Source organism: Bradyrhizobium sp. 192 (assembly GCF_023100965.1).
Taxonomy (GTDB): Bacteria; Pseudomonadota; Alphaproteobacteria; order Rhizobiales; family Xanthobacteraceae; genus Bradyrhizobium; species Bradyrhizobium symbiodeficiens.
On sequence record NZ_CP064690.1, the window covers coordinates 8,104,368 to 8,129,866 of the forward strand.

Genomic DNA, 25,499 nt, shown 5'->3' on the forward strand with positions numbered 1-25,499 from the left:
CGCTTCACGGCGCCAGCCGCGTGAAGACGTAGTCCCGGTTCTTGACCCGCGCTTCATGGCAGGCGAAGCAGGTGCGGTGCTGGGCCTCGTCGACCGGCTTGCCGTTGACGAAACGGCCGAAGCCCCAGCCGCCGGTCGCGGCATATTTTTTGGAATCCTTGACCATTACCTGCACCGTGGTCGCGGCGCCGGGAACCGTTGCGGATGCGAATTCCGGCGATTGCTTCCGCTTCCAGGCGCGCTTGACCAGGATGGTACCGTCGGGGAACGGAAGCTTTCCGGCCTGATAGGCGTCGATTGCGGCCTGGTTGCCGACGACAGCGCGAAGCTCGTCGAGCGGCGCGGCCTCTTCGGCCGGCGCGATCAACTCCCACTGCTTGTAGCCCGGCGGAATCGTGACACCGAAGATCGGCGACGCGTCGGCGCGCTCTGCCGCCTCCTCCGCAAGCGCGATCGTGACGAGATACGGCACGCATGTCAGGACAACCACGACAAGAATCGCAGCGAGCACGATCACCGTCGGGAAAGACGATCTCTTCTTCTCAGTTTCCGTCGACACCATGATCTTTCACCAGGTCGGGATTAACGAATGTCCTCGGTCCGGCGTGGCCGGACCGAGGCGCTGACGATCACTCAAGCGCCGTCGGCGTCGATGACAGCCTTGGCAAAGGCCTGCGGCGCCTCCTGCGGCAAATTGTGGCCGACGCCTCCCGTGATCAGCCGGAATTCGTACCGGCCGGAAAATTTCTTGGCATAGGCGCTGGGGTCGGGGTGCGGCGCACCGTTGGCGTCGCCTTCCATCGTGACGGTCGGGACGTCGATGACTGGAGCTGCCGCGAGCTTCTTTTCAAGCTCCTCGTATTTCGCTTCACTCTTGGCAAGGCCGAGCCGCCAGCGGTAATTGTGGATCGTGATCGCGACATGATCCTTGTTATCGAGTGCGGCTGCGCTGCGGTCGAAGGTGGCGTCGTCGAACTTCCACTGCGGCGAAGCCAGCTTCCAGATCAGCTTTGCGAAATCATGCGTGTATTTCTCGTATCCGGCGCGGCCGCGCTCGGTCGCGAAATAGAACTGGTACCACCATTGCAGTTCGGCCGATGGCGGCAGCGGCGCATTGCCCGCGGCCTGGCTGGAGATCAAATAGCCGCTGACCGAGACCAGCGCGCGGCAACGCTCCGGCCACAGCGCCGCGATGATATCGGCGGTGCGCGCGCCCCAGTCGAAACCGGCGATGACAGCCTTCTTGATGTCGAGCTTGTCCATCAGCGCGATGATGTCCGCCGCCATGGCAGCGGGCTCGCCATTGCGTAGTGTCTCGCTGGAAAGGAAATGCGTCGAGCCGTAACCGCGCAGATAAGGAATGATGACGCGATAGCCGGCCTTGGCGAGGATCGGCGCGACATCGACGAACGCGTGAATGTCGTAGGGCCAGCCATGCAGCAGGATCGCGACGGGACCGTTTGACGGGCCGGCCTCGGCATAGCCCACGTTGAGAACGCCGGCGTCGATCTGCTTGATCGTGCCGAACGAGGCATTCGATGCCGATGACCTTTGCGCTTCCGTCTCGGCGCGGGCGAAGTCGATGATGCCGAGCCCGACAGCGACGGTCCCCGCGGCGACGCCGAAGAATTTGCGGCGATGCTGGTCGATGATCTGCTTCATGGTCGTGTACCTCGTTGGTCGTTGGTGGCGCGTCAGATCAGCGCGACCGTGACGTCGATATTGCCGCGCACGGCGATGGAGTAAGGACAGGTCTGGTGGGCATCATCGATGATCCCGCGCGCGACCTCGGGATCGAGCCCGGGCAGGCTGACATTGAGGCGCGCCCGGAGAGCGAAGATGCCCTCATCAAGGAGAAGATCGATTTCCGCATCGATCGCGCTTTTTCTCGGAAGCACGATTTTCCGCTTGCGCGCGGCAATCTCCATCGCGCCCTCGAAACAGGCCGACCAGCCGGCGGCGAACAATTGCTCGGGATTGGTGCCGATGCCTGTGCCGCCCGGCGGCGACAGCTTGACGTCGAGGCGACCATCGGAGCTACGCGATATGCCGTCGTGTCGTCCGCCGCTGGTGTGGGTCCTGGCCGTGTAGAGTGTTTTCGCCGCTTGTGTCATGAACGTCTCCTAGCCGTCGAAGCAATGACTAGCAGCGATCGTCCGAGCATACCCGTTTGGACTTGTGAGAAATTGTAAGGTCGCCACGCGCGCGCCTCACAAGGCCTGCATGCGCTGTCTGATGCCGATGCAGGGCGGACTTGCCCGATCGTCGCCATCTGGTTATCCGGTCGGTTCGAAGGGACTAGATTTCACCATGACCGAGCCGGCCAGTATCGCGACGGGAACTTTATCGTTCGGGCCGTTCACCGTAACGCCACAAGAGCGGCTCGTTACGCGCAACGGCGTTGCGCTGCCGCTCGGCGCAAAAGCCTTCGACACGCTGATCGCGCTGATGTCGCGGCCGAACGCAGTCGTCAGCAAATGGGATCTGATGGCGCTGGTGTGGCCCGGCATCACCGTTGATGAAGCCAATTTGCGCTTTCACGTCGCAGCGCTTCGCAAGGCGCTCGGCGACGGCAAGGATGGCGCCCGCTACATCACGACACTCTCCGGCCGCGGCTATTGCTTCGTTGCGCCGATTTCACAAACGGGCATCGCGGCCGCGCAGCGCCCCGCGCCGCGGCTGGAATTGCCGCCTGTGAAACTGCCGAACCGGTTGCAGCGGATGATCGGGCGCGATGATGCGATCGCCGCCGTCTCCGACAAGCTCATCGCCACGCGCTTTGTCACGATTGCCGGCCCCGGCGGCGTCGGCAAGACCGCGGTCGCCGTGGCGATCGCTCACGACCTGCTCGAAACATTCTCCGACGTCGCGCACTTCATCGATCTCGCGGCGCTCAGCGATCCCGATCTCGTGATCACCTCGATTCTGCTGATGCTGGGTCTCCCGGCCCAAACTGACGATCCGCTGCCTGCTCTGCTCGCGCACTTGCGCGACAAGCGGATGCTGCTGATCCTCGACAATTGCGAACATGTCATCACGGCCGCGGCGCCGCTGGCCTCCGACATCTTCCACGCCGCGCCTGAGGTCCATATCCTCGCCACCAGCCGCGAAGCCCTGCGCGTCGAGGGTGAGCAGGTCCATCGGTTGGCGCCGCTCGCGGTGCCGCCTGACGGTTTTGGACTGACAGTTGCCGCCGCGCAGACCTATCCTGCGCTGCAACTGTTCCTCGAACGTGCCACGGCCAGCGGCGCACAGATCGCGCTCGACGACGCCACTGCCACGATCATCGGGGGGATCTGCCGCAAGCTCGACGGCATGGCGCTGGCGATCGAGCTCGCCGCTGGTCGGGTCGAAGCCTACGGCCTGGCGCAAACGGCTGTCTTGCTCGATGAGCGCCTCAATCTGCTCTGGCAAGGCCAGCGAACGGCGCCACCCCGGCAGAAGACATTGCAGGCCACGCTCGACTGGAGCTACCGACTGCTGTCGGATCTCGAGCGCCTCGTGCTGCGCCGGCTTGCGGTCTTCGCCGGGCATTTCACCCTCGACGCCGCGCTCGAGATCGTGCCGGACGAGCACGTCGACCGCTCCTGCCTGTTCGACGCCGTCGACAGCCTCGTTGCCAAATCAATGGTCGCGCCGCGGCCCATCGGCGCCATGATGCGCTACCGCCTGCTCGATACGACGCGCGCCTATCTGCTCGAGATCGAACCGGGCGATGCGTCTCTCTCCGCCCGCCACGCGACGTACTACCGGCGATGGCTGGAACAGGCCGGTATGACGTGGGCCACAGTACCGAGCGCGGACGAACGGGCGATACACTTCTCCGCGCTTCACAATGTGCGCGCCGCGCTCGACTGGTGCTTCGGCGCGGACGGTGATCCCGGCATCGGCATCGCGCTCGCCGCCGCCGCGACGCCGATCTTCCTGGCGATGTCCTTGTTGATTGAATGCCGGCGCTGGTCGGAGCGGGCGCTGCTGGCGATTGCCCCCTCCTCGCGCGGCAGCGCTGAGGAAATGCACATCCAGGCCGCCTTGGGACTGACCTTGATGTTCACCCGCGGCGGCAGCGAGGCGGCGCGTGACGCCTTGAGCAGGAGCCTTGCGATCGCCGAAGCGCGTGGCGACGAAATCAACCAGCTCCAGCTGCTCGGCCGGATGCATAGCTTTCACGAGCGGCTGGGAGAGTTCGACGCCGCGCTCGGCTACGCGCAGCAGAGTCTCGCGGTCGCAAGGTCGCTGGGCGACCCGGCGTCGATCGCCCTCGCCCATTCCCTCCTCGGCGTCTCGTTGCATCTGGCCGGCGAACATCGCGAGGCGCAGAAGATGCTGGAGGTCGCCTGGCAGGGACCCGGCACGGAACGAATCAGCACCGTTCACGGCTTCGATCATCGCAACCGGGCCGGCATCACGCTGGCCCGCGAGCTCTGGTTGCAGGGCCGGCCCGCAGATGCGCGGCAACTGGCGCAGCAGACGGTCACTGAGGCGGCGCAGATGGATCACCCGATCACGCTCTGCATCGCGCTGATCTGGGCGGTCTCGATCGACCTCTGGAGCGGAGACATCGACGCGGCAGAAGAGAACATCGTCCGCTTCGTCGCGCATGCCGAATCGCGTTCGATGGGCCCTTATCTGGCGGTCGGAAGAGGCGTCAAGGGCGAGCTGGCGATCCGGCGCGGCGACGCCGTCGATGGCGTCGAGACGATCAGGACTTCCCTGCGCGAGCTCCGCGATGCCGGCTACGAGCTGCTCACCACGGCGTTCAACATCGCGCTAGTTCAGGGCTTGCTGGCGCTCGGGCAGATCGAACAGAGCGCAGAACTGATCGACGATGCGATCCGCCTCGTCGCGCGAAGCGGCGACCATCTCTACACGCCCGAGCTGCTGCGCCTCAAAGGCAAGGTCCTGTTGTCGTTGCCGGAGCCCGATGTCGAGCAAGCAGAAGCCCGCTTCATGCAGTCGCTGGATTTGAGCCGTCGCAAAGGCGCAAAGGCCTGGGAGCTGCGGGCTGCGATCGACCTCGCCAGGTTCATTGCGGAACGTGGCCGGCGTGACGAAGCAAAACGGTTGCTTCAATCGGTTCTAAAGGGCTTTGCTGAAGGTTCCGAAACGGAGGACATCAGGATCAGCAACGAACTGCTACGGCTGTTATCACCTCCCTGATCCTGAGCTACAAGGCATGGGACGCAACGCGTTCAATGGGAGCCTCGAAGGAAGAGGGATTTGATAGCGCAGTAGCGCTCACCCCGTCGGCGTGCCCTGCTTCCACTGCCCGCCCGCGATCTTCGCCGCCGCGATCACCGCCTGGGTGCGGCTCTCGACGCCGAGCTTTTGCAGGATCGCCGAGACATGCGCCTTGATGGTGGCCTCGGAGACACCGAGCTCATAGGCGATCTGCTTGTTGAGGAGGCCTTCCGACAGCATCATCAGCACCCGGACCTGCTGCGGCGTCAGCGTCACCAGGCGGTCGCGCAGGCGCGTCATGTCGGGATCGGCCGCAGCCGACAGATCGGTATCGGCGGGAACCCAGACATCGCCCTCCATCACCTTGAGGATGGCATCGCGTAGGGTCTCGACGCCGAAACGCTTGGGAATGAAGCCGGAGGCGCCGAAATCGAGCGAGCGGCGGATCGTGGCGCCGTCGTCGGAGGCCGAGACGATCACCACCGGAATCGCCGGATATTGCGCGCGCAGATAGATCAGGCCGGAAAAGCCCGAGATGCCGGGCATCGAGAGGTCGAGCAGGATCAGGTCGACATCCGAGGTCTGTTCCAGGAGCTTGGTCAGATCCTCGAACGATCCGGCTTCGTCGATCCTGGCCGTGGTCAGGACGCCCGCCACCGCCAGCCGCAGTGCGTCGCGGAAAAGCGGATGGTCATCGGCGATGACGAGATGGGTCGAGGGAGCGTTCATCGTTCTCTTGCTGTCGTTCACGCCGGGCGGCGAGTCAACGCCGCGGCCCGCCAATTCTTCCCCGAGCAGCCGTGGCATGCAAGGGCACATTATCCCTTTGCCGCAAAGGGGTTAATCCGCAAGCTTCGCGGCTGCCCGCCAGCGCCCGATACCGCTGCGTCAGCTGCGCGTCAGTGCGCAAGGCCGAAAGTCGTATTGGGGCGGGTTTCACGCCGATGTTACTTTGTAATCAAGACCCAGGTTGATCCGGCATGCCCGGACACCTGGGACGCGAGGAAACGACTTTCGGGGAGCGATTCAAACATGTCGACAATTGCTGTGTCTGAAACACGCGCGGGAGGGATGACGAAGGACGAACGGTTCGTCATTCTCGCCTCCTCGCTCGGTACCGTCTTCGAGTGGTACGATTTCTACCTCTACGGTTCGCTGGCCGGGATCATCGGCGCGCAGTTCTTCTCGGCCTATCCGCCGGCGACCCGCGACATCTTCGCGCTGCTGGCATTCGCCGCGGGCTTCCTGGTCCGTCCGTTCGGCGCCATCGTGTTCGGCCGCGTCGGCGACATCGTCGGCCGCAAATACACATTCCTCGTCACAATCCTGATCATGGGTCTGTCGACCTTCATCGTCGGCCTGCTGCCCAACGCGGCGACCATCGGCATCGCGGCCCCGATCATCCTGATCGCGCTGCGTCTCGCCCAGGGCCTGGCGCTTGGCGGTGAGTATGGCGGTGCTGCGACCTATGTCGCGGAGCATGCTCCGAACGGCAAGCGCGGCTACTACACCTCCTTCATCCAGACCACGGCAACGTTGGGCCTCTTCCTGTCACTGCTGGTGATCCTGTTCACCCGTTCCGCGCTCGGCGAAACGGAGTTCGCGGCCTGGGGCTGGCGCATTCCGTTCCTGGTCTCGGTGCTGTTGCTCGGCGTCTCGGTCTGGATCCGGCTGCGGCTGAATGAATCGCCGATCTTCCAGAAGATGAAGGATGAGGGCAAGAGCTCGAAGGCCCCGCTGACGGAAGCCTTCGGCAACTGGCAGAACGGCAAGCTCGTGCTGCTCGCGTTGCTCGGCGGCGTGATGGGCCAGGGCGTGGTCTGGTACACGGGCCAGTTCTACGCGCTGTTCTTCCTGCAATCGATCCTGAAGGTGGACGGCTACACCGCCAACCTCTTGATCGCCTGGTCGCTGCTGCTCGGCACCGGCTTCTTCATCGTGTTCGGCATGCTGTCCGACAAGATCGGCCGCAAGCCGATCATCCTCGGTGGCTGCCTGATCGCGGCGCTGACCTTCTTCCCGATCTTCAAGATGATCACCACCAATGCCAACCCGGCGCTGGAAAAGGCGATCGAATCGGTCAAGGTCGACGTGGTGGCGGATCCCGCAGGTTGCGGCGACCTGTTCAACCCGGTCGGCACCCGCGTCTTCACCGCGCCTTGCGACACCGCACGTGCCTACCTCGCCCAGTCGTCGGTCAAGTACTCGACCTCTCCCGGCGCGGCTGGCTCGGGCGTGAAGGTGATGGTCAACGGCAAGGACGTTGCCTACGCCAACGCCAAGGACGGCAACCCGGCGGTCCTCGCCGCCGTGCAGGCGGCCGGCTATCCGAAGCCGGGCGACGCGGGCATCGTGAAGATGTCGCATCCGTTCGACATCTTCCGCCCGCAGGTGGCTGCGGTTATCGGGCTGCTGTTCGTCCTGGTGCTGTTCGTCACCATGGTGTACGGCCCGATCGCCGCGATGCTGGTCGAACTGTTCCCGACCCGCATCCGCTACACCTCGATGTCGCTGCCCTACCACATCGGCAACGGCTGGTTCGGCGGCCTGCTGCCGGCGACCGCCTTCGCCATCGTGGCCTCGACCGGCGATATCTATGCCGGTCTCTGGTATCCGGTCATCTTCGCATCCATCACGGTCGTGATCGGCTTGTTCTTCCTGCCCGAGACCAAGGACGTTGACATCAAGTCCAACTGATCGGAAGCACCGATCGCAACCAATACGAACCGGCCGCGGTCTCCGCGGCCGGTTTTTTCATGGGCTTCCTGGTTTGACGCGTTTTTTGCTGCGGACCGGCGCCCACTTCGCTCGAAAACGGCCTACTGATTGCTGCCGACGAATTGCAGCACCACCTCGCGCCGGTGCGGGCGTCTGCGATGCTCGATCAGATAGATCGCCTGCCAGGTGCCGAGCGCAAGCCTGCCGTTCAGGACCGGGACATGAAGCGAAGTTCCGGTCAGCATCGTCTTGACGTGCGCGGGCATATCGTCCGGTCCTTCGGTGTCGTGGGTCCACCCGGCATTCTCCGGCGCGAGGCGGGACAGCGCCGTGGCGAGGTCGACGAGCACGGATGGATCGGCGTTCTCCTGGATCGTCAGCGACGCCGAGGTATGGCGGATGAACAGCGTCAGCGCGCCGTCACGCGCGAGGACGTCGGCGATGAACTTCGCAGCTTCGCTGGTGAGATCGGTGAAGCCGCGGCCCGGCGTCTGCACGGTCAGCAGCGACGATGCAATGGTGGTGGCCTGCACTGACGATGGCGCCGAACGTGCGAGGCGTTTCTCAGTTGTCATTCAAACTCTCAAATCCTCCCCGACACGTCCTTCTGCACCCGGTTGGCCATGTCGATCAGCCGCCGCCAGGCCTTTTCCAGAAACGACATCACGCGGTCGACGTCCTGGTCGCTCGGCAGCGGGATCTCGATCTTGCGCTCGCCCTCGGCGCCCCTGGGCTCCGCCTTCTTCAGCGAGTCGGATTTCGGCAGCGCGTCGTCGATCTTGCCCGACACCGTCGGCCCGGCTGCGAGCTGTCCCTTCAGCCGCTCGACCTCGGCCTGGAGCCTGCCGATCTCGGCGTCGAGCGCGGTCCGCTCGTCGGGGACCGCGTAGCAGGCCCAGCCGGCGCCGTTCCTGGTGCAGGTCGATACCGTGCCGGTGCGCGTGTCGAGCCGCAGCACGCCCTCGGGGATGGGCGTCATGCTGTAGCGGCCGTTCTCGCTGTCGGGAGCGGACTGGGCGGCATCGAGGTCGCCGCCGATCGCCATCGCAGCGGCGAACGCCGCCACCGCAAGCCATGATGTTGTGGATGAATTCACTGGTCTCATCGCACCCTCCGCCACGACGTGAATGTGGCACTCTGGCAAAATTCTACACCCCGGTGAGGCGATCCGCCGCCCAAAACACGCAACCGTATCAACGATCGCGGCGGCATCTTCGATCCCGGCAGCGTGGCGAAAGGGCGGCACCATTCGCCGATCCTGAGGCGAGCTGCTGCGGTGCGGCGTCACGCCGTGTGCAGCGCTGCCGCGCACGCCAATATCGTCAATTAAATCAGCCACATAACCGAAAGCGACGCAATCGTGACTCGGCTTGACTTGATTATGGGCCATCAGTATGGTCCGCGCGGCTTTTGAGGGTGACGGGCGCAATTTCCATTCAGCCGCGGCGTTTCGGGTCTTCGTTGCATGACACAGGGCACGGGACACGGCGGGAATGGAGATCGCGATAGATCGTCCGAGGAAGCTGCGCTTTCCGAACGGCTCGGAAATCTTGATCAGCGGTTGTCCGAACTTCGGGACCGCCGGATCAAGACCGAGCAACCCGCAGGTGACGGTGAAGACAGGGCGGCCAGAGCTTCGGCGATGGCGCTTGGCTTCCGGTTATCCTCCGAGTTGGTCGCCGGGGTCGTCGTCGGAGCGGGGATTGGCTGGGGGTTCGACCGCTTGCTGTCGACGTCGCCTTTCGGGTTTATCGTGTTCCTGTTGCTGGGCTTCGTCGCCGGCGTGGTGAATGTGGTGAGAACGGCGGGCGCGGGTCAGAACAGGCGCGGTGATTCCTAAAGCGATCCGCCCAGGAGAGGAATGATCGTACCGGCATCGCCGGTACGGGCCGGCCCGGCCGGCAGACCGAGACCCGCCGGCATTGCCCGGCAGACCAAGAGATGCCGCGCTGATGAAAATCGATCCGATCCACCAGTTCAACATCGAGCCTCTCTTCACCCTGGGCCATATCGGCAATCACACGATCGCCTTCACGAATTCGTCGCTCTACATGCTGGTGACGATCGCGATCATCTCGCTCTTGATGCTCGCCAGCGGAACGCAGCTGGTTCCGGGGCGCCTTCAGTCGGTCGCCGAGATCTCCTACGAGTTCGTGGCTTCGACCATCCGCTCGACCGCCGGCGCGGAAGGCATGAAGTTCTTCCCGCTGATCTTCTCGCTGTTCATGTTCATCTGCGTTTCGAACCTGGTCGGCATCATCCCCTACACCTTTACGGTGTCGAGCCATCTGATCGTGACGGCAGCGCTCGCGCTTCTGGTCTTCTTCACCGTCCTGATCTACGGCGTTGCCAAGAACGGCCTGAAGTTCTTCTCGATCTTCGTGCCCCACGGCGTCCCCGGCTACATCCTGCCGCTGGTGATGTTCATCGAGGTCCTGTCGTTCTTCCTGCGGCCGGTCTCCCACAGCGTCCGTCTGTTCGCCAACATGCTGGCCGGCCACATCGCGCTGAAGGTGTTCGCGGGCTTCGTCGCCATGCTCGGCTTCTCGCTCGGGGCGCTTGGCTGGGTCGGCGGCGTGCTGCCGCTGGCTCTCACGGTCGCGCTGTACGCGCTCGAGATTCTGGTCGCGTTCCTGCAAGCCTATGTGTTTGCGATCCTGACCTGCATCTACCTCAACGACGCCATTCATCCGGGACACTGAGCGGTCCGGGGAATTTCCACCCAAAACCCAATCTTTCTTCCAAGGAGTCTAAAATGGATCCGGCAGCAGCAAAACTTATCGGCGCGGGCATCGCATGCATCGGCATGGGCGGCGCAGGCGTCGGCGTGGGCGTGATCTTCGGCAACTACCTCGCCGCAGCCGTTCGCAACCCCTCGGCCGCTCAGGGCCAATTCGGCAATTTGATCTTCGGCTTCGCCGTGACCGAAGCGCTCGGCATTTTCTCGCTGCTGATCGCGCTGCTGCTGCTGTTCGTTCCGCTCTGAGGACGAAGTTTCGCGCCGCTTCAACCGAAGCGGCGCGCATGACGGCAACAGGAGTAATCCATGGCTGAAAGTCATGGCGGGGCGAAAAGTCCGGCGGCGGGCGCCCACACCGGGGCCGAAGGCGGTCACGGTGGTGGTTTTCCGCCGTTCGAGAGCAGCACCTACGCTTCACAGCTGGTGTGGCTCGCGATCTTCTTCGTCGCGCTTTATGTGATCGTGTCCAAGCTTGCTCTGCCGAAGGTCGGCGGTGCGATCGAGGCGCGCCAAAACAAGATCGAGGGTGACCTCGCCGAAGCGCAGAAGCTGAAGGACCAGTCCGACGCGGCGCTGAAGGCCTATGAAACCGAGCTCGCTTCGGCGCGCACACGGGCACAGGCGATCGGCAACGAATCCCGCGACAAGGCGAATGCGCAGGCGGAAGCCGAGCGCAAGACGCTGGAAGAACAATTGGCGGCCAAGCTCGCCGGGGCGGAGAAGACCATCGCCTCGACCCGCGCCACCGCCATGAGCAACGTCCGCGGCATCGCGGCCGATGCGGCAGGTCAGATCGTGCAGCAGCTTACTGGCGTCGTTCCCGACGCTGCGTCGGTCAATGCCGCGGTCGATGCGTCCCTGAAAGGTTAGTCGAGATGTTCTTCGATCCTGAAACCTGGGTCGCCATTGCCTTCGTGATCCTGATGGTCCTGTTCGGCTATCTCGGGGTCTTCAAGAAAGCGATGACTGCGCTCGACCATCGCGCCGAGCGCATCAAGGCCGAGCTCGACGACGCGACGCGCCTCAAGCAGGAAGCGGCCAAGGTGCTCGCCGACTACAAGGCCCGCACCGCTTCGGCCGAACGCGAGGCCGCCGAGATCATCGCGAACGCCAGAAGCGAAGCCGAGCGCATCGCGACTGAGGCCAAGGCGAAGATGGAAGACTTCGTCGCCCGCCGCACCAAGACCGCGGAGAGCAAGATCGCGCTCGCCGAGGCCCAGGCGGTCGCCGACGTCCGCGCCGCAGCCGCGGAAGCCGCCGTCCAGGCCGCCTCCACGATCCTGTCGCAGTCGGTCAAGGGTTCGGTCGCCGACGATCTGCTCGCCAAGGGCATCACCGAGGTCCGGCAAAAGCTGAACTGAGGGTTTGGCCTTCACCAATCAAAAAGCCGGCGCGATGAGCGCCGGCTTTTTTGTTAGTCCAAGTCGATCGTGGACGAACCGACCGTTTGGCTGTCTAATCGAGGGATCCGAGCCATGATCTTTTGAGATCGCATGAAGACAGTCCAATGCAGCACGCACGGTCCGCAGCCGATGACGTTCGTGTGCCAGCACGTCGTCCATGGCCTCACGAGACGTGAACGCGTTGGCTTCTTCTGGGCGTCGAATCCAGATAATCCAAGATCTGACGCATGGTGCAGCGAGTGCAACGACCGAGTTGCCGCGACCGGCGGTGAATGGATCGGCGATGCACTGGAGCAGCTCGATCCAAAGGTGCTTTGCCGAGCTTGCTATGATCTTGCAAAGCTCTTCCACATGGGCGGAAATCCCTGGTCCTAGCGGCGCCCTGAGGAGCTGACCCAGCCAAGGATACGGCCTACTTCTTCTTCCGTCCCTTCGGTTCGGGCGAGAGTGCCTGCGGGTCGAAGCCGACGTAGAAGACATAAGAATCGGCGACCGCGGCCGACGGCACCGGATAGCTCACATCCTCGACGATGAAGGAGAAGGGCACGCTGCCGCCATCCGTCATCTCGACCGTGCTCCGGTAAGCCTTGGAGGCGATCACTTTCTCGCCGACACCGCCCTGCACCACCGCGACACGCAAGGGGACCTCGACGGTGGCGGGTGCACCGGCGGGGCCTGCGATCACGCGGCCCTGGATTCCGATCCGGGCCGTGATACCGGCGCTGCTGCGGGCACATTCGCGCGCCATCTTGGTGATCGAGGCCTGGAAGCGGATCTCGTTGCCGACGGCCGGCTTGCCGGTAACCCCAACCGCGTAGGTCGATGCGCCAGCGCGCACCGTCACCTGCGGGCAGTCGACGTCGTCGTCCGCCGGCTGACCCGGCGCGGGGGCGGGCTTGGGCGGGGCCGGCTCGTCCGACTTGCCGCCGAACAGGTTCTTGAAGCGGTCGGTCAAGGACTGGGCGGCCACCGGCGACGCCGCCGCGAACGACATCGCCAAGACAAGCATGATCGCCGGCATCCGCCGCAGCACATTCTCCGATGACCGAAGCTGCTTCACCATCAAAGCCCGTACTCCATGACAAAATCCCGGCCGATCACCGGCCGGGACATGCGGTTATATCGCCAAAATCGGCGAACCCAAGGCAGCAAAAAGGGGGATTTGGCCACATGAATCGAGCGGCTCAGCCGCGGAAGTCCTCATGCAGCAGGCCGAACAACAAATGGTCCTGCCAGACCCCGTTGATACAGAGATAGCGGCGCGCCAGGCCCTCGCGGGAGAAGCCGCACTTCTCCAGCACCCGGATCGACGGCGCATTGGTCGGGATGCAGGCGGCCTCCACCCGGTGCAGATTGAGCTCGCCGAACAGCGTCGGCAGCAGCACCCGCAGCGCAGCCGTCATGTAGCCGCGATGGGCATGGGGTTGCCCAACCCAATAGCCGATGGTGCCGGCCTGCACGATGCCGCGCCGGACATTGGCCAGCGTGATGCCGCCGACCATGGCGCCATCGAGCTCTCGGAAGACCAGGAACGGATAGGAACGGTCCGCTGCGATGTCCTCGGAATAGCGGCGCAGGCGGCGGCGAAAGCCGGAGCGGGTCAGGTCGTCCGAGGGCCAGATCGGCTCCCAGGGCGTCAGGTAATCGCGGCTGGTTTCGCGCAAATGCGCCCATTGCAGGAAGTCCGACATCTGCGGCGCGCGCAGCAACAGCCCGTTGCCGCGCGGCGCGAGGGCGGCGGGTCCACTGGACGGCAGGCGAAAGAGGGCCATGGTGATGCTTCCCGGGGCAGCTCGGCCCGCGCGCGGCTCCTAATGCAGACGCGCCTTGGCACGTGCCCGCGTCAATCCTTCCGCAAAAGACACCGCCGTGTCCAGACCCCTGCCACTGCCTAATGCGACAACCGCAGGCCGGCTCCGCGACAGCAGCGCACGCGCGGCATCCCGGGTCGATTCGACGCTGACGGCATCGATCCGGCCCACCAGCTCCTCGACCGTCTGCGGCCGGCCATAGGCCAGGACGTGGCGCGCCAGCTGCTCGGCGCGGGACGAGCAGCTCTCCAGCGCCATCAAGAGGCCGGCCTTCATCTGCGCCTTGGCCCGTGCGATCTCGGCCTCGGTCAGCGTCTCCACCGAATCATTCATGATGTCGACCACCACCTCCATCATCTCCGGCGCATCGGCCGGGTCGGTGCCGGTGTAGAGGCCGAAGAAGCCGGTGTCGGTATAGGGCGCGTGGAACGAATAGATGGAGTAGCAGAGGCCGCGCTTCTCGCGGACCTCCTGGAACAGGCGCGACGACATTCCGCCGCCGAGGATGTTGGTGAAGACCTGGAGCGAGAACAGCGACAGATCGCTCTGCGGCACGCCTTCCAGCGCCAGCGTCAGATGCGCCTGCTCCAGCTCGCGATGCACCACCTTGGTACCGCCCTTGCCGAACATGGCCGCCTGCGGCTTGGGACCCGGCGTCCCCTCAAAATTTGCAAAGCGCTTCTCGACTTCGGCGACCACCTGCTTGTGATCGACCGCGCCGGCCGCGGCCACCACCATGTCGGGCCCGCGATAATGCGTCGAGAGGTAGTCGCGCAGCGAATCGCGATTAAAGGCGCGCAGCGTCTTGGCGGTGCCGAGCAGCGAACGGCCCATCGGCTGGTCGGGATAGCAGAGCTCGTTGAGATGCTCGAACACGACGTCGTCGGGCGTGTCCTGCGCAGCACCGATCTCCTGCACGATGACGTTCTTCTCACGTTCGAGCTCATCGGGCTCGAAGGCGGGATTGGCGAGGATGTCGGCGAGCACGTCGAGCGCCAGCGGCACGTCGGCCCTCAGCACCCGTGCGTAATAGGACGTTGTCTCGGTCGAGGTGCCGGCATTGAGGTCGCCGCCGACCGCCTCGATCTCCTCGACGATCTCGCGCGAGGAGCGCTTGGTCGTGCCCTTGAACGCCATGTGCTCGAGCAGGTGCGAGATGCCGTGCTCGTTGGGTTTTTCGTCGCGTCCGCCGACGCCGGCCCAGACGCCGAGCGCCGCGGTCTCGAGATGGGGCATCTTGTCGGTGACGACGGTCAGGCCGGACGCAAGCTTGGAAATCTCGACGCTCATCCGGCAACTCCTTGCTTTGCGGCGCGGCTGACCGACAGCACGAACCGCTCGACCTCGGCCTGGTCGTTCTTCATCACCTTCATGTGTTCGGATTTGGTCATCAATCCGTCGAGCCAGGCCGGCAGTTGCGGCCGCTGGCCGCAGGCCGCTTCGACGGCATCGGGGAATTTGGCCGGATGGGCGGTGGAGAGCACGATGCTCGGCACCCGCGTATCGGTGGTGTCGCGGTCGGCCACGGCGAGCGCCACCGCCGTATGGGGATCGACCAGCTCGCCTGCCTCGCGCCAGGCCGCGCGGATCGCAGCCGCGGTCTCGGTCTCGTCGGCGCGGCCTGCGTCGAACTCCTCGCGGATCGCGGCCAGCGTCGCATCGGGCAGCACGAAACGTCCGGACTGCTTCAGTTGCTCCATCAGGCGGCGCACGCCGGGCGCGTCGCGCTTGCCGGCTTCGAACAGCAGCCGCTCGAAATTCGACGAGATCTGGATGTCCATCGAGGGCGATGCCGTCGCGTGCACCTCGCGCACCTCATAGATCCCCGTCTTCAGCGTGCGCGCCAGGATGTCGTTGAAATTGGCGGCGATGCGCAAGGTCCGCACCGGCAACCCCATCCGCTTGGCCACGTAGCCGGCGAAGATGTCACCGAAATTGCCGGTCGGCACGACGAAATCCACCGCGCGCGCCGGCGCACCGACGGCGACGGCAGCGGTGAAATAATAGACCACTTGGGCGACGATGCGCGCCCAGTTGATGGAATTGACGCCGGAGAGCGAGGTCGCATCGCGGAAGCGATGGTTGTTGAACATCCCCTTCACGAGGGCCTGGCAGTCGTCGAAATTGCCTTCGATGGCGAGCGCGTGGACATTGACCGCGCCCGTCGTCGTCATCATCCGCTGCTGCACCTGGGAGATACGGCCGTGCGGAAACAGCACGATGAGGTCGACATTCTCCAGTCCCGCAAACGCATCGACCGCGGCACCGCCGGTGTCGCCTGAGGTCGCGACCACGATGGTGGTACGCTGGCCACGCTTGGCAAGCACATGGTCCATCAGCCGCGAGATCAGCTGCATCGCCACGTCCTTGAAGGCGAGCGTCGGACCGTGGAACAGCTCCAGCACGAACTGGTGCGGCGACATCTGGCGCAGCGGCACCACCGCCGGATGGCGAAAGGTTGCATAGGCCTCGTTCGCCATGCGGCCGAGTTCGGCATCCGAAATCTCGCCACCGACGAAGGGACGGATCACGTCGACCGCAACCTCCCAATAGGGGCGGCCGAAGAAGCCGGCGATGGCTTCGGTGGAGAGTTGCGGCCAGATGGTCGGCACGTACAGGCCGCCGTCGCGGGCAAGCCCTGTCAGCATCACGTCGCAGAAGCCGAGTTCGGGGGCCTCGCCCCGGGTCGAGATATAACGAGTCAAACTGCCCTCCAAAGGCCGACCGGGCCTGAGCCCACTCGTTAAGCCTTTGATTTTACGAAATTACTTGTCAACAGCCAGAGGCTTTGGGCCACCATAAAGTGTTTTGCGGCATCAGGAAACCGCTTCCCGCGTCGACCCGGCACACACGAAAAAGGGCTGCGGCGATGCCGCAGCCCTCCTCTTGGAAGGTCTGTCGTTGATGTGTGCAGACCGGTTTGCCTCGTCCGGGTCGCCGACCCGTCAAAAACTGCTCCCGCAACCTTGCGTCGCCCGTCACGGAACCGTCAAGGGCAAAAACCACGAGCGGGCGAGAATGTTCCAGGTTTTCCCGATCAGATCGCGTTAGAGCGAGCGCAGACCGAAGAGGAAAACGTGAAGGATTTGCCGCGATTTCCCGAATCCTCGACATGCCGCGGAACGCATCTCCGCGCTCCCCGTTGGGCCGGCGGCGGGTGTCGGCTATGTCCATGCATTGCCCGGCTGTGAGCCGACATCAATCCGCGCCGAACCGGTTGCATCCTGGAGCAGCCGGTTCGGTGCGCGGGCGTCACCTTGGGGCACGCGCAGGCGAGCAAATGCAGCTTCAGTTCATCCCGATTTCGACCGCGATCCTGATCAGGTCGGAATGGTTCTTCGCCCCCAGCTTCTGCTTGAGCAGGGACGTGGTGTTGGCGACGGTCTTGTAGGAGATGCCGAGTGCCTCGGCGACTTCGACGATCTTGTCGCCGCGTCCGAGCAGACGGAGAATTTCGAGCTCCCGCGGCGTCATTTGCGAGGCCGGGTTGGCCTTGATGGCCGCACCGGAGAACGTCACGGCTTCCGCGAGCTGAGGGGAGATGAAATTGTCGCCCGCCACCACCTTGCGCACCGCTTTCAGCAGGATCCGGGGATCGTCACCCTTGGAGACGTAGCCCTGCGCCCCGAGTTCGACCGCCCGCACCACGAAGGCCGGATCGTCGTTCATGCTGAACATGATGATCTTGGCGTCGGGATCGTCCTTGCGGATGCGTCGCATCAGCTCGAAGCCGGAGACGTCGGGCAGGCTGATGTCGATCACGGTGACGTCGGGCCGCTTGCTGACATAGGCGCGATGGCCGGATTTGGCGTCGGTCGCCTCATCGATGCGGATCGAATGGTCCGAAGCGAACAGGGTGCGGCAACCGGACAGCACCACGGGATGGTCGTCGACAATCAGGACCCGGGTCCCCGGTTTGGCAGTATCTTGCATCGCGCACTCTCTTGTCCTTCGACTCATAGACCGACGGGAACAAATGGAAAGAGCAAATCCGGCCGATGCGCGTTAGAATTGACCTAATGTGGCAACGACTCTCGTTCAGGACGCAACTGTTTCTTCCGCTCGGCCTGAGCTTTCTGGCGGCGCTGGTTCTGGGCGGCATATTGCTGCAAATATTTGCAGCCGGTCAGCTGTCCGAGGAAAACGAGCCGGCGCGGCGTTCGACCCGAACGATCGCGACCGCGCTCAACAACACGCTGCGCAACTCGGACAATCCGCAGAAGACGCTGGATGCTTTTGTCCAAATGCTGGACACCTCCTCTGACATCCAATTCCGTCGTGTCGAAGAAGGTCCTTCGCCTCTCCCAAAGGATGATCAACGCAACCTGAAGGTAGCTCCGCAATGGTTCATCAACCTGATAGCCATGCCGGACATGAATGCCGCCTCGCCCGTGGTCATTGATGGCAAGCACGTCGGCGACATCATGTTCCTGCCGGACCTGTCAGCCGACCTGTTCGAGAAGTGGATCGGCTTCCTCGCGCTCACCAGTCTCGTTGCCGTGCTGACAGTGCTCACCGCGATCATCGCCTACGTCTTCGCGGGATCGGCACTGCGTCCCCTGCAGCATCTCGGCGAAGGCCTCACGCGGATGCGGCGCGGCGACTACGCAAAGCCGATCCCGGTCGGAGGGCCGCCGGAGATTCGGCAGAGTTGCGAGGAAGCAAATGCGCTGGCTGCAACGCTTGCGCAATTGAGCGAGGACAATCGCGATCTGATGCACCGCCTGGTATCGCTCCAGGACGACGAGCGGCGCGATCTCGCCCGCGAATTGCACGACGAACTCGGACCGCTGCTGTTCAGCATTCGCGCCGGCACGATTGCGCTGATCGACGCCGCACCGCAGGCAGGAAATCTCGGCAATTCGGCCGAGGAGGTGCTGCAATCGGTCGAGGCCCTCCAGCAGACCAACCGCCGTATCCTCGACCGGCTGCGGCCGCTCTACATCGAGGAACTCGGCCTTTCAACCAGCGCGCAAACGCTGCTCCAGAACTTTCGCAAGCAGGCACCGCATATCGTCCTGACGGACACGATCGGTTCCGACCTCAATGGGGTCGACGGGCCGCTCGCGCAGACCGTCTATCGCGTGATCCAGGAGGCGCTGACCAACGTGCTGCGTCATGCCAAGGCCGGCAGCGCCGACGTCCAGGCGACCATCACCGGTGAAGCGCTCGTCGTCGATATCTCCGACGACGGCGGCGGCTTCCCCGAAGGCAACGTTTTCGGCCGCGGCCTGACCGGCATGCATGAGCGCGTGCGCGCGCTCAGCGGATCGCTGTCACTGCTGCGCGTGGACGGGCGAACCTATGTGCGCTGCAGGCTGCCGGTCCAGCCGGCACGCGAGGCGCGGGTCTCGCCGAGCGTGATCTTGTCGGAGAACCGCCCCGCGCAAATCGAGCGCTAGCAAGCGCGGCCAATTTGCGCAGTCTGTCGCGCCGGCTCGCACAGCATGCTTCGGATCTTGCCTTCCGGGCAAAATCGAAACGAGGCGCGAATACGAAGCGCGCCGGCAACCGAATATTCGAGATCAACCCCGTCCGAGGCGGGATGAATCTCCTCGAGCCTGAAGCCCGCCGACGAGAAAGCGCTAATTCGCGGGCTCCAATAGCCTTCGATCTCGCTCCTGCCGCGGTGGCGCCGCGATCCGCTGCAGATGCATTCAAGCTCGGCGTCGTCCGCATAGAGGTCGAGCAATGTCGTGAGGTCGCCCTTCCGGCAGGCGTCCACCCAATCGACGACAATTCCCATCTGGTCGAAATCGCTCACGCCGCAATCCTGTCTGCCGCGGAAAAATCGATCGCGGCTTAGGACCACATTCGTGAATGTGTGCTGAATGGTAAACCCCGGGCGATCCCGGGTTCCCTCGGGGAACTACGGACGAGCTCAGCTCTGCCGCCGGCCTCTTGCCCACACGGCGAAGGCGATCAGCACGGCGCCTGCGAGCATGAACCAGGTGACGGCGTATTGCAGGTGATCGTCCTTCAGATGCACGTCGAGCGGCCCCGGGCGCGGAATGCCGTTCTCGGGAACGGGTTGCTCGAGGTCGACATAGAACGGTGCGACCGTGCCCCAGCCGAGCGCGCTTGCGATCGCCGGATGATCGCGCACGAACCAGAGCCGCTTGTCGCGGTTCTCCGCCGGCGTCAGCCAGCCGGGCGGCTCGGGAAAGCGCAAATATCCGGTGAGCGCGACCGGCTGCCCGGTGACGAGCTTCTTCACCGCGCGATCCTCGACGGCGCGGTCCTGCATCGTGTTCTCGACGAAGCCCGCATCGATCACGACCGTCTCGCCGCCGGGAAGCCGCGCCGGCAGGAACGCCCAGGTGCCGGGACCGGAGGCGTCCTTGCGCACCGCGGAGCCCGAGGAATAGACCATCGCATCCGGCAGGGCCGCGTAGGTCGCGGTGAAGCTGACGCGGCGGAATTCATCGCGCGCGGGATTGAGTGCGGCCCATTGCGAAGGCGGCGGCAGCGCGATGGGCGCCTCTGCAAGGCGCTCGGTGAGCGCTGCGACCAGCGCGTGCTTGGCGGTCCGGCGCTGCAATTGCCAGAGGCCGAGCGCGACGAAGACGGCCGCGAGGGACAGCGTGAACAGCGCGAAGCCGGCCACGCGGGGCTTGCGCGCAGGCGAGTTCATTTCGCGCGGTCGACCAACCGGCCCGGCGCCGCCTTGTGGTGGAATTGCAGCGCGATCAGCAGCGACTTCATCGCACGCAGCGGCAACAGCGTGGTGACCAGGATCAGCGGCAACCACAGCGCCGCATGCAGCCAGTAAGGCGGCTGGTATTTGACCTCGACGATGAGTGCGGCCGCCACCACGATCCCGCCGGCCAGCATGATGATGAAGATCGCCGGCCCATCGCCGGTATCGATGAAGGCGTAGTCGAGACCGCAGCGGTCGCAGGCGGGCGCGAGCGTCAGGAAGCCTGCATAAAGCTTGCCTTGGCCGCAGCGCGGGCATCTGCAGGCAAGCCCGCGCAGCGCGCTTTGCAGGACGGTGGTTTCAGGCTCGGGCTTGGCGGCAGTGTCGTTCATGATGACAGACTCTATCATAGTTTTCGCCGAAACTTTCCGGCCCGAAAAGCGAAAGGGCGGCCCGGCGGCCGCCCTTTCTGATCCAAGCGTCGCGGCTCAGTGCGCGCCGTGGGCCATGGTCTCGGCGCCGTGTCCCCAGACATAGATGCAGAGGAACAGGAACAGCCAGACCACGTCGACGAAGTGCCAGTACCAGGCGGCGAACTCGAAGCCGAGATGCTGCGTCGGCGTGAAATGGCCGGCATAGGCGCGGAACAGGCACACCAGCAGGAAGATGGTGCCGACCAGCACGTGGAAACCGTGGAAGCCGGTCGCCATGAAGAAGGTCGCGCCATAGACGTTGCCGCCGAACGAGAACGCCGCATGGCTGTACTCATAGGCCTGCACGCAGGTGAAGAGCGCCCCCAGCACGACGGTGAGGATCAGGCCGTATTTCAGGCCCTGGCGGTCGTTCTCCAGCAGCGCATGGTGAGCCCAGGTCACCGTGGTGCCTGAGGTGAGCAGGATCAGCGTGTTCAGCAGCGGCAGATGCCAGGGATCGAAGGTCTCGATGCCATGCGGCGGCCAGGTGCCGGGGACGGCGCAGGCACCGGCCGCAGTACCGAGGCCGCAACCGAACACCGCATCGCGCGTGGCGTGGACCGCGTCCGCCGGGAACAGCGCCGCGTTGAAATAGGCCCAGAACCAGGCGACGAAGAACATCACCTCGGAGGCGATGAACAGGATCATGCCGTAGCGGTGGTGCAGCTGCACGACGCGGGTGTGGTCGCCCTTGTACTGGGCTTCCTTGATCACGTCGCCCCACCAGCTCGCCATGGTGTAGAGCACGCCCACCGTGCCGACGCCGAACACGATCGGCGCAGCCGAGAACATGTGATGCATCCAGGTGATCGCACCCACCGCCATGATGAAGGCCGAGACCGAACCGACGGCCGGCCAGGGCGACGGATCGACCAGGTGATAGTCGTGATGCTTGGTGTGCGCCGTTGCCATTTGCGGTCTCTCTCCTCAATCCCGTGCCTTTCGGGCACTTATCCCCTTGTTTCCAACCTTCCGGGCGTCAGCCCGGCGGTCAGAGATTTCCCTTGCGCCTGTCGCCTTCGCCCGATGCCAGCGGCTTCACCACGGGATCCTTCACCGGATAGAACGTGTAGGACAGCGTGATGGTGTTCAGGCCGTCGTTGTCGTGATCGTCGGCGATCGACGGATCGACGTAGAACACGACAGGCATTTCGCGCTTCTCGCCGGGCGCCATGGTCTGCTCGGTGAAGCAGAAGCAGTTGATCTTCTGGAAATAGGAGCCGACCGTCAGCGGCGCGACATTGTAGGCGGCCTGCGCGGACGTGGTGCGCGCGGCCTGGTTGGTCACGGTGTAGAAGACGGTCACGACCTGGCCGATATTGACCTCGATCTCGCTCTGCTCCGGCTCGAACTTCCAGGGCAGGCCGGGCGCGACGTTGGAATCGAAGCGCACCGAGATTTTCCGCGCGATCGGGCCGGTGGCCGGCGCGGAAGTCGCCACTTGCGTGGTGCCGTTGAAACCGGTGGCGCGGCAGAACCAATTGTAGAACGGCACCGCCGCGTAGGAGGCGCCGACCATCAGCGCGACCACACCGCCGCAGATCGAAGCAACGACCACGTCGCGGCCGAGCCCGCGGCGCCTAGCCGGCCCACGATTGGCCGGCTTGACGCCGACATCCTGCGATATGGTGGGCTCGTGATCCATTGTTTCCTACATCGGCCGCACGAGAACGGCCGGCCCTTTGACCATGGTGACGGCGAAGAACAGCACCACCAGCACGCCGAGCGCGAGCGCTATCGCGATCGAGCGCTGACGACGGCTCTTCTTCTGCGCCTCGGTGAGGACGATTCCATCTGGCTCGGGTTTGTCGGCCATCGCGGTGATCATACGCCCCAGACCATAGGAGCCAGCGCGCGGAATACGACCTCGAGCAAGAGGGTCGCAAACAGCACGAACAGATAGAGGATCGAGAAGGCGAACAGCTTGCGGGTGGCGCGCAGCGACGCTGCTCGCTCGCGGCGCATGTAGACGTTGATCGCGAGCACCAGCATGCCGGCGCCGAGGATCAGCGAGACGATGCCGTAGACGGCGTCGAAATAGCCGAGCGCCCAGGGCGCGGCGGCGACCGCGATCAGCACGATGGTGTAGAGCAGGATCTGGAGACGGGTCGCGTCGGGGCCGGCGACATTGGGCAGCATCGGAATGCCGGCGCGCGCGTAATCGTCGGAGCGGAACAGCGCCAGCGCCCAGAAGTGCGGCGGGGTCCAGAAGAAGATGATGGCGAACAGCAGCAGCGGCTCGACGTCGACGGTGCCCGTGACCGCGGCCCACGCCACCACCGGCGGCAGCGCGCCGGCGGCACCGCCGATCACGATGTTCTGCGCGGTCCAGCGCTTCAGGCCCATCGTGTAGATCACGACGTAGAAGAAGATGGTGAAAGCGAGCAGCGCGCCCGCGATCCAGTTGACGAGGATGCCGAGCGTCATCACCGAAAAGAAGGACAGCGTCAGGCCGAACGCCATGGCTTCAGGGCGGGTAATGCGGCCGCGCGGAATCGGCCGGTTCGCGGTGCGCGACATCTTGGCGTCGATATCGCCTTCCAGCGCCATGTTTAGCGCGCCGGAGGCGCCGGCGCCGACGGCGATGCAGAGCAGCGAGGTGATCGCGAGCACCCAGTGGAAACGCCCGGGCGCCATCGCCATTCCGACCAGCGCGGTGAAGATCACCAGCGACATCACCCGCGGCTTCAGGAGCGCGATGTAATCGCCAACCTCCGCTTCGGAGATGCGGGGATTGATGTCGATGGCGTTATGGTCGAGGACGGACACTTAATTCAACTCGCTTCGTTATAAAGCCGCGGCGCCCGTCACGGGCGCCGCGGGAGATCGATCACTGCACGCGGGGCAGCACTTCGAACTGGTGGAAGGGCGGCGGCGAGGGCAAGGTCCACTCCAGCGTGGTCGCACCCGCACCCCACGGATTGTCGCCGGCCGGTACCTTCTTCATGAAGGCATCGAGCACGCAGTAGAGGAAGATCAGCACGCCGAAGCCGGAGATGTAGGACCCGACCGACGAGACCAGGTTCCAGCCCGCGAACGCGTCGGGATAGTCGACGTAGCGGCGGGGCATGCCCGACAGGCCGAGGAAGTGCTGCGGGAAGAACACCAGATTGACGCCGATGAAGGTGACCCAGAAGTGCGCCTTCGCGAGCGTCTCGTTGTACATGTAGCCCGACATCTTCGGGAACCAGTAGTACCAGCCGGCGAAGATTCCGAACACCGCACCGAGCGACAGCACGTAGTGGAAGTGCGCGACGACGTAATAGGTCTCCTGCAGCACGCGGTCGACGCCGGCGTTTGCCAGCACAACGCCGGTGACGCCGCCGACGGTGAACAGGAAGATGAAGCCCACCGCCCAGATCATCGGTGCCCGGAATTCGATCGAGCCGCCCCACATCGTGGCGATCCAGGAGAAGATCTTCACGCCGGTCGGAACCGCGATGACCATGGTCGCCGCGACGAAATAGGCCTGCGTCGCCGAGGACATGCCGACCGTGTACATGTGGTGCGCCCACACCACGAAGCCGATGCCGCCGATCGCGACCATGGCGTAGGCCATGCCGAGATAGCCGAACACGGGCTTGCGCGAGAAGGTCGAGATGATCTGGCTGACCATGCCGAAAGCCGGCAGGATCAGGATGTACACTTCGGGGTGGCCGAAGAACCAGAACAGATGCTGGAACAGCACGGGGTCGCCGCCGCCTTCGGGGTTGAAGAAGGTCGTGTGGAAATTGCGGTCGGTGAGCAGCATGGTGATCGCACCGGCGAGCACCGGCAGCGACAACAGCAGCAGGAACACTGTCACCAGGATCGACCAAACGAACAGCGGCATCTTGTGCAGGGTCATGCCCGGCGCGCGCATGTTGAAGATCGTGGTGATGAAGTTGATGGCGCCGAGGATCGACGAGGCGCCCGCCAGATGCAGCGAGAGGATCGCGAAGTCGACGGCCGGGCCCGGATGGCCGGAACTCGACAGCGGCACGTACATGGTCCAGCCGGCGCCGACGCCGTTGGCGCCCGGCTCGCCCTCGACGAAGGTCGACATCAGCAGCAGCGCGAAGGAGGCCGGCAGCAGCCAGAACGAGACGTTGTTCATGCGCGGGAACGCCATGTCGGGCGCGCCGATCATCAGCGGCACGAACCAGTTGCCGAAGCCGCCGATCATCGCGGGCATGACCATGAAGAAGATCATGATCAGGCCGTGCGAGGTCACGAACACGTTATAGGTGTGCGTCTCGTGGAAGATCTGCACGCCCGGATACATCAGCTCGGCACGGATCGCGATCGACATCGCGGCGCCGATGACGCCGGCGATGACCGCGAAGATCAGGTACATCGTGCCGATGTCCTTGTGGTTGGTCGAATAGACGTAGCGCCGCCATCCGGTCGGATGGGCATGCTCGTCATGTCCGTGGTCCTGGGCGTGATCGCCGTGTGCCGCTGCGCTCGTTGCCATTTTCAAATCCTGCCTTGCGTCCCAATCGGACCCCTGGAGGTCCCGCCCTTATCTCGCTTTCAGTCCCTGAAAGCCGT

The 25,499-nt window shown here is 64.4% G+C and carries 27 protein-coding genes; 8 read left to right on the forward strand and 19 right to left on the reverse strand.

Features of this window, described 5'->3' with window-relative positions; translation table 11 throughout:
• Positions 1-4: 4 nt before the first annotated feature.
• From IVB24_RS38115 to IVB24_RS38125, 3 genes are all read right to left on the reverse strand, one after another.
• Positions 5-562 carry a cytochrome P460 family protein gene (locus IVB24_RS38115; RefSeq protein WP_247771616.1) on the reverse strand — a complete coding sequence of 186 codons (558 nt, stop codon included), beginning with the start codon at positions 560-562 and terminating at the stop codon, positions 5-7.
• Between the two features lie 71 nt (positions 563-633).
• Positions 634-1,662, reverse strand: a complete 1,029-nt coding sequence (locus IVB24_RS38120) for an alpha/beta hydrolase (protein ID WP_247771617.1) — start codon at positions 1,660-1,662, stop codon at positions 634-636.
• A gap of 32 nt (positions 1,663-1,694) precedes the next feature.
• The gene (locus tag IVB24_RS38125; RefSeq protein ID WP_166476907.1) at positions 1,695-2,114 is read right to left on the reverse strand and encodes an organic hydroperoxide resistance protein; all 420 of its coding nucleotides are present in this window, start codon (positions 2,112-2,114) and stop codon (positions 1,695-1,697) included.
• A 196-nt stretch (positions 2,115-2,310) separates the two neighbouring features.
• On the opposite strand from IVB24_RS38125, the gene IVB24_RS38130 reads away from it, so the two are divergent.
• Positions 2,311-5,160 carry a tetratricopeptide repeat protein gene (locus IVB24_RS38130; RefSeq protein WP_247771618.1) on the forward strand — a complete coding sequence of 950 codons (2,850 nt, stop codon included), beginning with the start codon at positions 2,311-2,313 and terminating at the stop codon, positions 5,158-5,160.
• Between the two features lie 78 nt (positions 5,161-5,238).
• Here the strand turns inward: IVB24_RS38130 and IVB24_RS38135 are convergent, their stop codons facing one another.
• On the reverse strand, positions 5,239-5,910 hold the full coding sequence (locus IVB24_RS38135; protein ID WP_247771619.1) for a response regulator transcription factor: 672 nt from the start codon (positions 5,908-5,910) through the stop codon (positions 5,239-5,241).
• Between the two features lie 342 nt (positions 5,911-6,252).
• Between IVB24_RS38135 and IVB24_RS38140 the strand changes: the two genes are divergently transcribed.
• Positions 6,253-7,878, forward strand: coding sequence for an MFS transporter (locus IVB24_RS38140; RefSeq protein ID WP_247771620.1), 1,626 nt, complete (start codon positions 6,253-6,255; stop codon positions 7,876-7,878).
• A 122-nt stretch (positions 7,879-8,000) separates the two neighbouring features.
• Here the strand turns inward: IVB24_RS38140 and IVB24_RS38145 are convergent, their stop codons facing one another.
• Positions 8,001-8,474: a secondary thiamine-phosphate synthase enzyme YjbQ gene (locus IVB24_RS38145; RefSeq protein WP_140482397.1), complete on the reverse strand. Its 474-nt coding sequence runs from the start codon at positions 8,472-8,474 to the stop codon at positions 8,001-8,003.
• A gap of 8 nt (positions 8,475-8,482) precedes the next feature.
• The gene (locus tag IVB24_RS38150) at positions 8,483-9,004 is read right to left on the reverse strand and encodes a hypothetical protein (protein ID WP_140482395.1); all 522 of its coding nucleotides are present in this window, start codon (positions 9,002-9,004) and stop codon (positions 8,483-8,485) included.
• Positions 9,005-9,364: 360 nt separating this feature from the next.
• Between IVB24_RS38150 and IVB24_RS38155 the strand changes: the two genes are divergently transcribed.
• The 5 genes from IVB24_RS38155 (at position 9,365) to IVB24_RS38175 (ending at position 12,000) form a co-directional block, all read left to right on the forward strand.
• Complete coding sequence (locus IVB24_RS38155) at positions 9,365-9,739, forward strand: AtpZ/AtpI family protein (protein ID WP_094973329.1); 375 nt, start codon at positions 9,365-9,367, stop codon at positions 9,737-9,739.
• Positions 9,740-9,851: 112 nt separating this feature from the next.
• Positions 9,852-10,601, forward strand: a complete 750-nt coding sequence (locus IVB24_RS38160) for a F0F1 ATP synthase subunit A (RefSeq protein WP_094973330.1) — start codon at positions 9,852-9,854, stop codon at positions 10,599-10,601.
• A gap of 53 nt (positions 10,602-10,654) precedes the next feature.
• Positions 10,655-10,885 carry a F0F1 ATP synthase subunit C gene (locus tag IVB24_RS38165; RefSeq protein WP_007599451.1) on the forward strand — a complete coding sequence of 77 codons (231 nt, stop codon included), beginning with the start codon at positions 10,655-10,657 and terminating at the stop codon, positions 10,883-10,885.
• Positions 10,886-10,945: 60 nt separating this feature from the next.
• Positions 10,946-11,509 carry a F0F1 ATP synthase subunit B gene (locus IVB24_RS38170; RefSeq protein ID WP_094973331.1) on the forward strand — a complete coding sequence of 188 codons (564 nt, stop codon included), beginning with the start codon at positions 10,946-10,948 and terminating at the stop codon, positions 11,507-11,509.
• Between the two features lie 5 nt (positions 11,510-11,514).
• A complete protein-coding gene (locus IVB24_RS38175; RefSeq protein WP_247771621.1) occupies positions 11,515-12,000 on the forward strand; it encodes an ATP F0F1 synthase subunit B in 486 nt (161 codons plus the stop codon).
• Positions 12,001-12,454: 454 nt separating this feature from the next.
• Here IVB24_RS38175 and IVB24_RS38180 read toward each other — a convergent pair whose 3' ends face one another.
• The 5 genes from IVB24_RS38180 to IVB24_RS38200 all read right to left on the reverse strand — a co-directional run bounded on the left by IVB24_RS38180 (position 12,455) and on the right by IVB24_RS38200 (position 17,786).
• A complete protein-coding gene (locus IVB24_RS38180) occupies positions 12,455-13,105 on the reverse strand; it encodes a hypothetical protein (protein WP_247771622.1) in 651 nt (216 codons plus the stop codon).
• Positions 13,106-13,226: 121 nt separating this feature from the next.
• Complete coding sequence (locus tag IVB24_RS38185; protein ID WP_094973334.1) at positions 13,227-13,814, reverse strand: GNAT family protein; 588 nt, start codon at positions 13,812-13,814, stop codon at positions 13,227-13,229.
• Positions 13,815-13,853: 39 nt separating this feature from the next.
• Positions 13,854-15,143, reverse strand: coding sequence for a pitrilysin family protein (locus IVB24_RS38190; RefSeq protein WP_247771623.1), 1,290 nt, complete (start codon positions 15,141-15,143; stop codon positions 13,854-13,856).
• Positions 15,140-16,558 carry a threonine synthase gene (gene thrC, locus IVB24_RS38195; protein ID WP_247771624.1) on the reverse strand — a complete coding sequence of 473 codons (1,419 nt, stop codon included), beginning with the start codon at positions 16,556-16,558 and terminating at the stop codon, positions 15,140-15,142. Before thrC ends, IVB24_RS38190 begins: the two co-directional genes overlap by 4 nt.
• A gap of 583 nt (positions 16,559-17,141) precedes the next feature.
• Positions 17,142-17,786, reverse strand: coding sequence for a response regulator transcription factor (locus IVB24_RS38200; RefSeq protein WP_094890791.1), 645 nt, complete (start codon positions 17,784-17,786; stop codon positions 17,142-17,144).
• Positions 17,787-17,872: 86 nt separating this feature from the next.
• Here IVB24_RS38200 and IVB24_RS38205 point away from each other — a divergent pair, with 86 nt between their 5' ends.
• A complete protein-coding gene (locus tag IVB24_RS38205) occupies positions 17,873-19,255 on the forward strand; it encodes a histidine kinase (protein WP_247771625.1) in 1,383 nt (460 codons plus the stop codon).
• Here IVB24_RS38205 and IVB24_RS38210 read toward each other — a convergent pair.
• The 8 genes from IVB24_RS38210 to ctaD form a co-directional block, all read right to left on the reverse strand.
• Positions 19,252-19,617, reverse strand: coding sequence for a nuclear transport factor 2 family protein (locus tag IVB24_RS38210; protein WP_140482387.1), 366 nt, complete (start codon positions 19,615-19,617; stop codon positions 19,252-19,254). The genes IVB24_RS38205 and IVB24_RS38210 overlap by 4 nt on opposite strands.
• Positions 19,618-19,734: 117 nt before the next feature.
• Entirely contained in the window at positions 19,735-20,487 is a 753-nt protein-coding gene (locus tag IVB24_RS38215; protein WP_247771626.1) for an SURF1 family protein, read from the reverse strand.
• On the reverse strand, positions 20,484-20,885 hold the full coding sequence (locus tag IVB24_RS38220; protein WP_094890795.1) for a DUF983 domain-containing protein: 402 nt from the start codon (positions 20,883-20,885) through the stop codon (positions 20,484-20,486). Before IVB24_RS38220 ends, IVB24_RS38215 begins: the two co-directional genes overlap by 4 nt.
• A gap of 96 nt (positions 20,886-20,981) precedes the next feature.
• Positions 20,982-21,878: a cytochrome c oxidase subunit 3 gene (locus tag IVB24_RS38225; protein ID WP_094890796.1), complete on the reverse strand. Its 897-nt coding sequence runs from the start codon at positions 21,876-21,878 to the stop codon at positions 20,982-20,984.
• A gap of 79 nt (positions 21,879-21,957) precedes the next feature.
• A complete protein-coding gene (locus IVB24_RS38230) occupies positions 21,958-22,611 on the reverse strand; it encodes a cytochrome c oxidase assembly protein (protein ID WP_247771627.1) in 654 nt (217 codons plus the stop codon).
• 6 nt (positions 22,612-22,617) lie between these two features.
• On the reverse strand, positions 22,618-22,794 hold the full coding sequence (locus IVB24_RS38235) for a hypothetical protein (RefSeq protein ID WP_035700697.1): 177 nt from the start codon (positions 22,792-22,794) through the stop codon (positions 22,618-22,620).
• Positions 22,791-23,735 (reverse strand): heme o synthase, encoded by a 945-nt coding sequence (locus tag IVB24_RS38240; protein ID WP_094973341.1) that lies wholly within the window; start codon positions 23,733-23,735, stop codon positions 22,791-22,793. Before IVB24_RS38240 ends, IVB24_RS38235 begins: the two co-directional genes overlap by 4 nt.
• Positions 23,736-23,796: 61 nt before the next feature.
• A complete protein-coding gene (ctaD, locus tag IVB24_RS38245; RefSeq protein ID WP_247771628.1) occupies positions 23,797-25,422 on the reverse strand; it encodes a cytochrome c oxidase subunit I in 1,626 nt (541 codons plus the stop codon).
• Between the last annotated feature and the right edge of the window lie 77 nt (positions 25,423-25,499).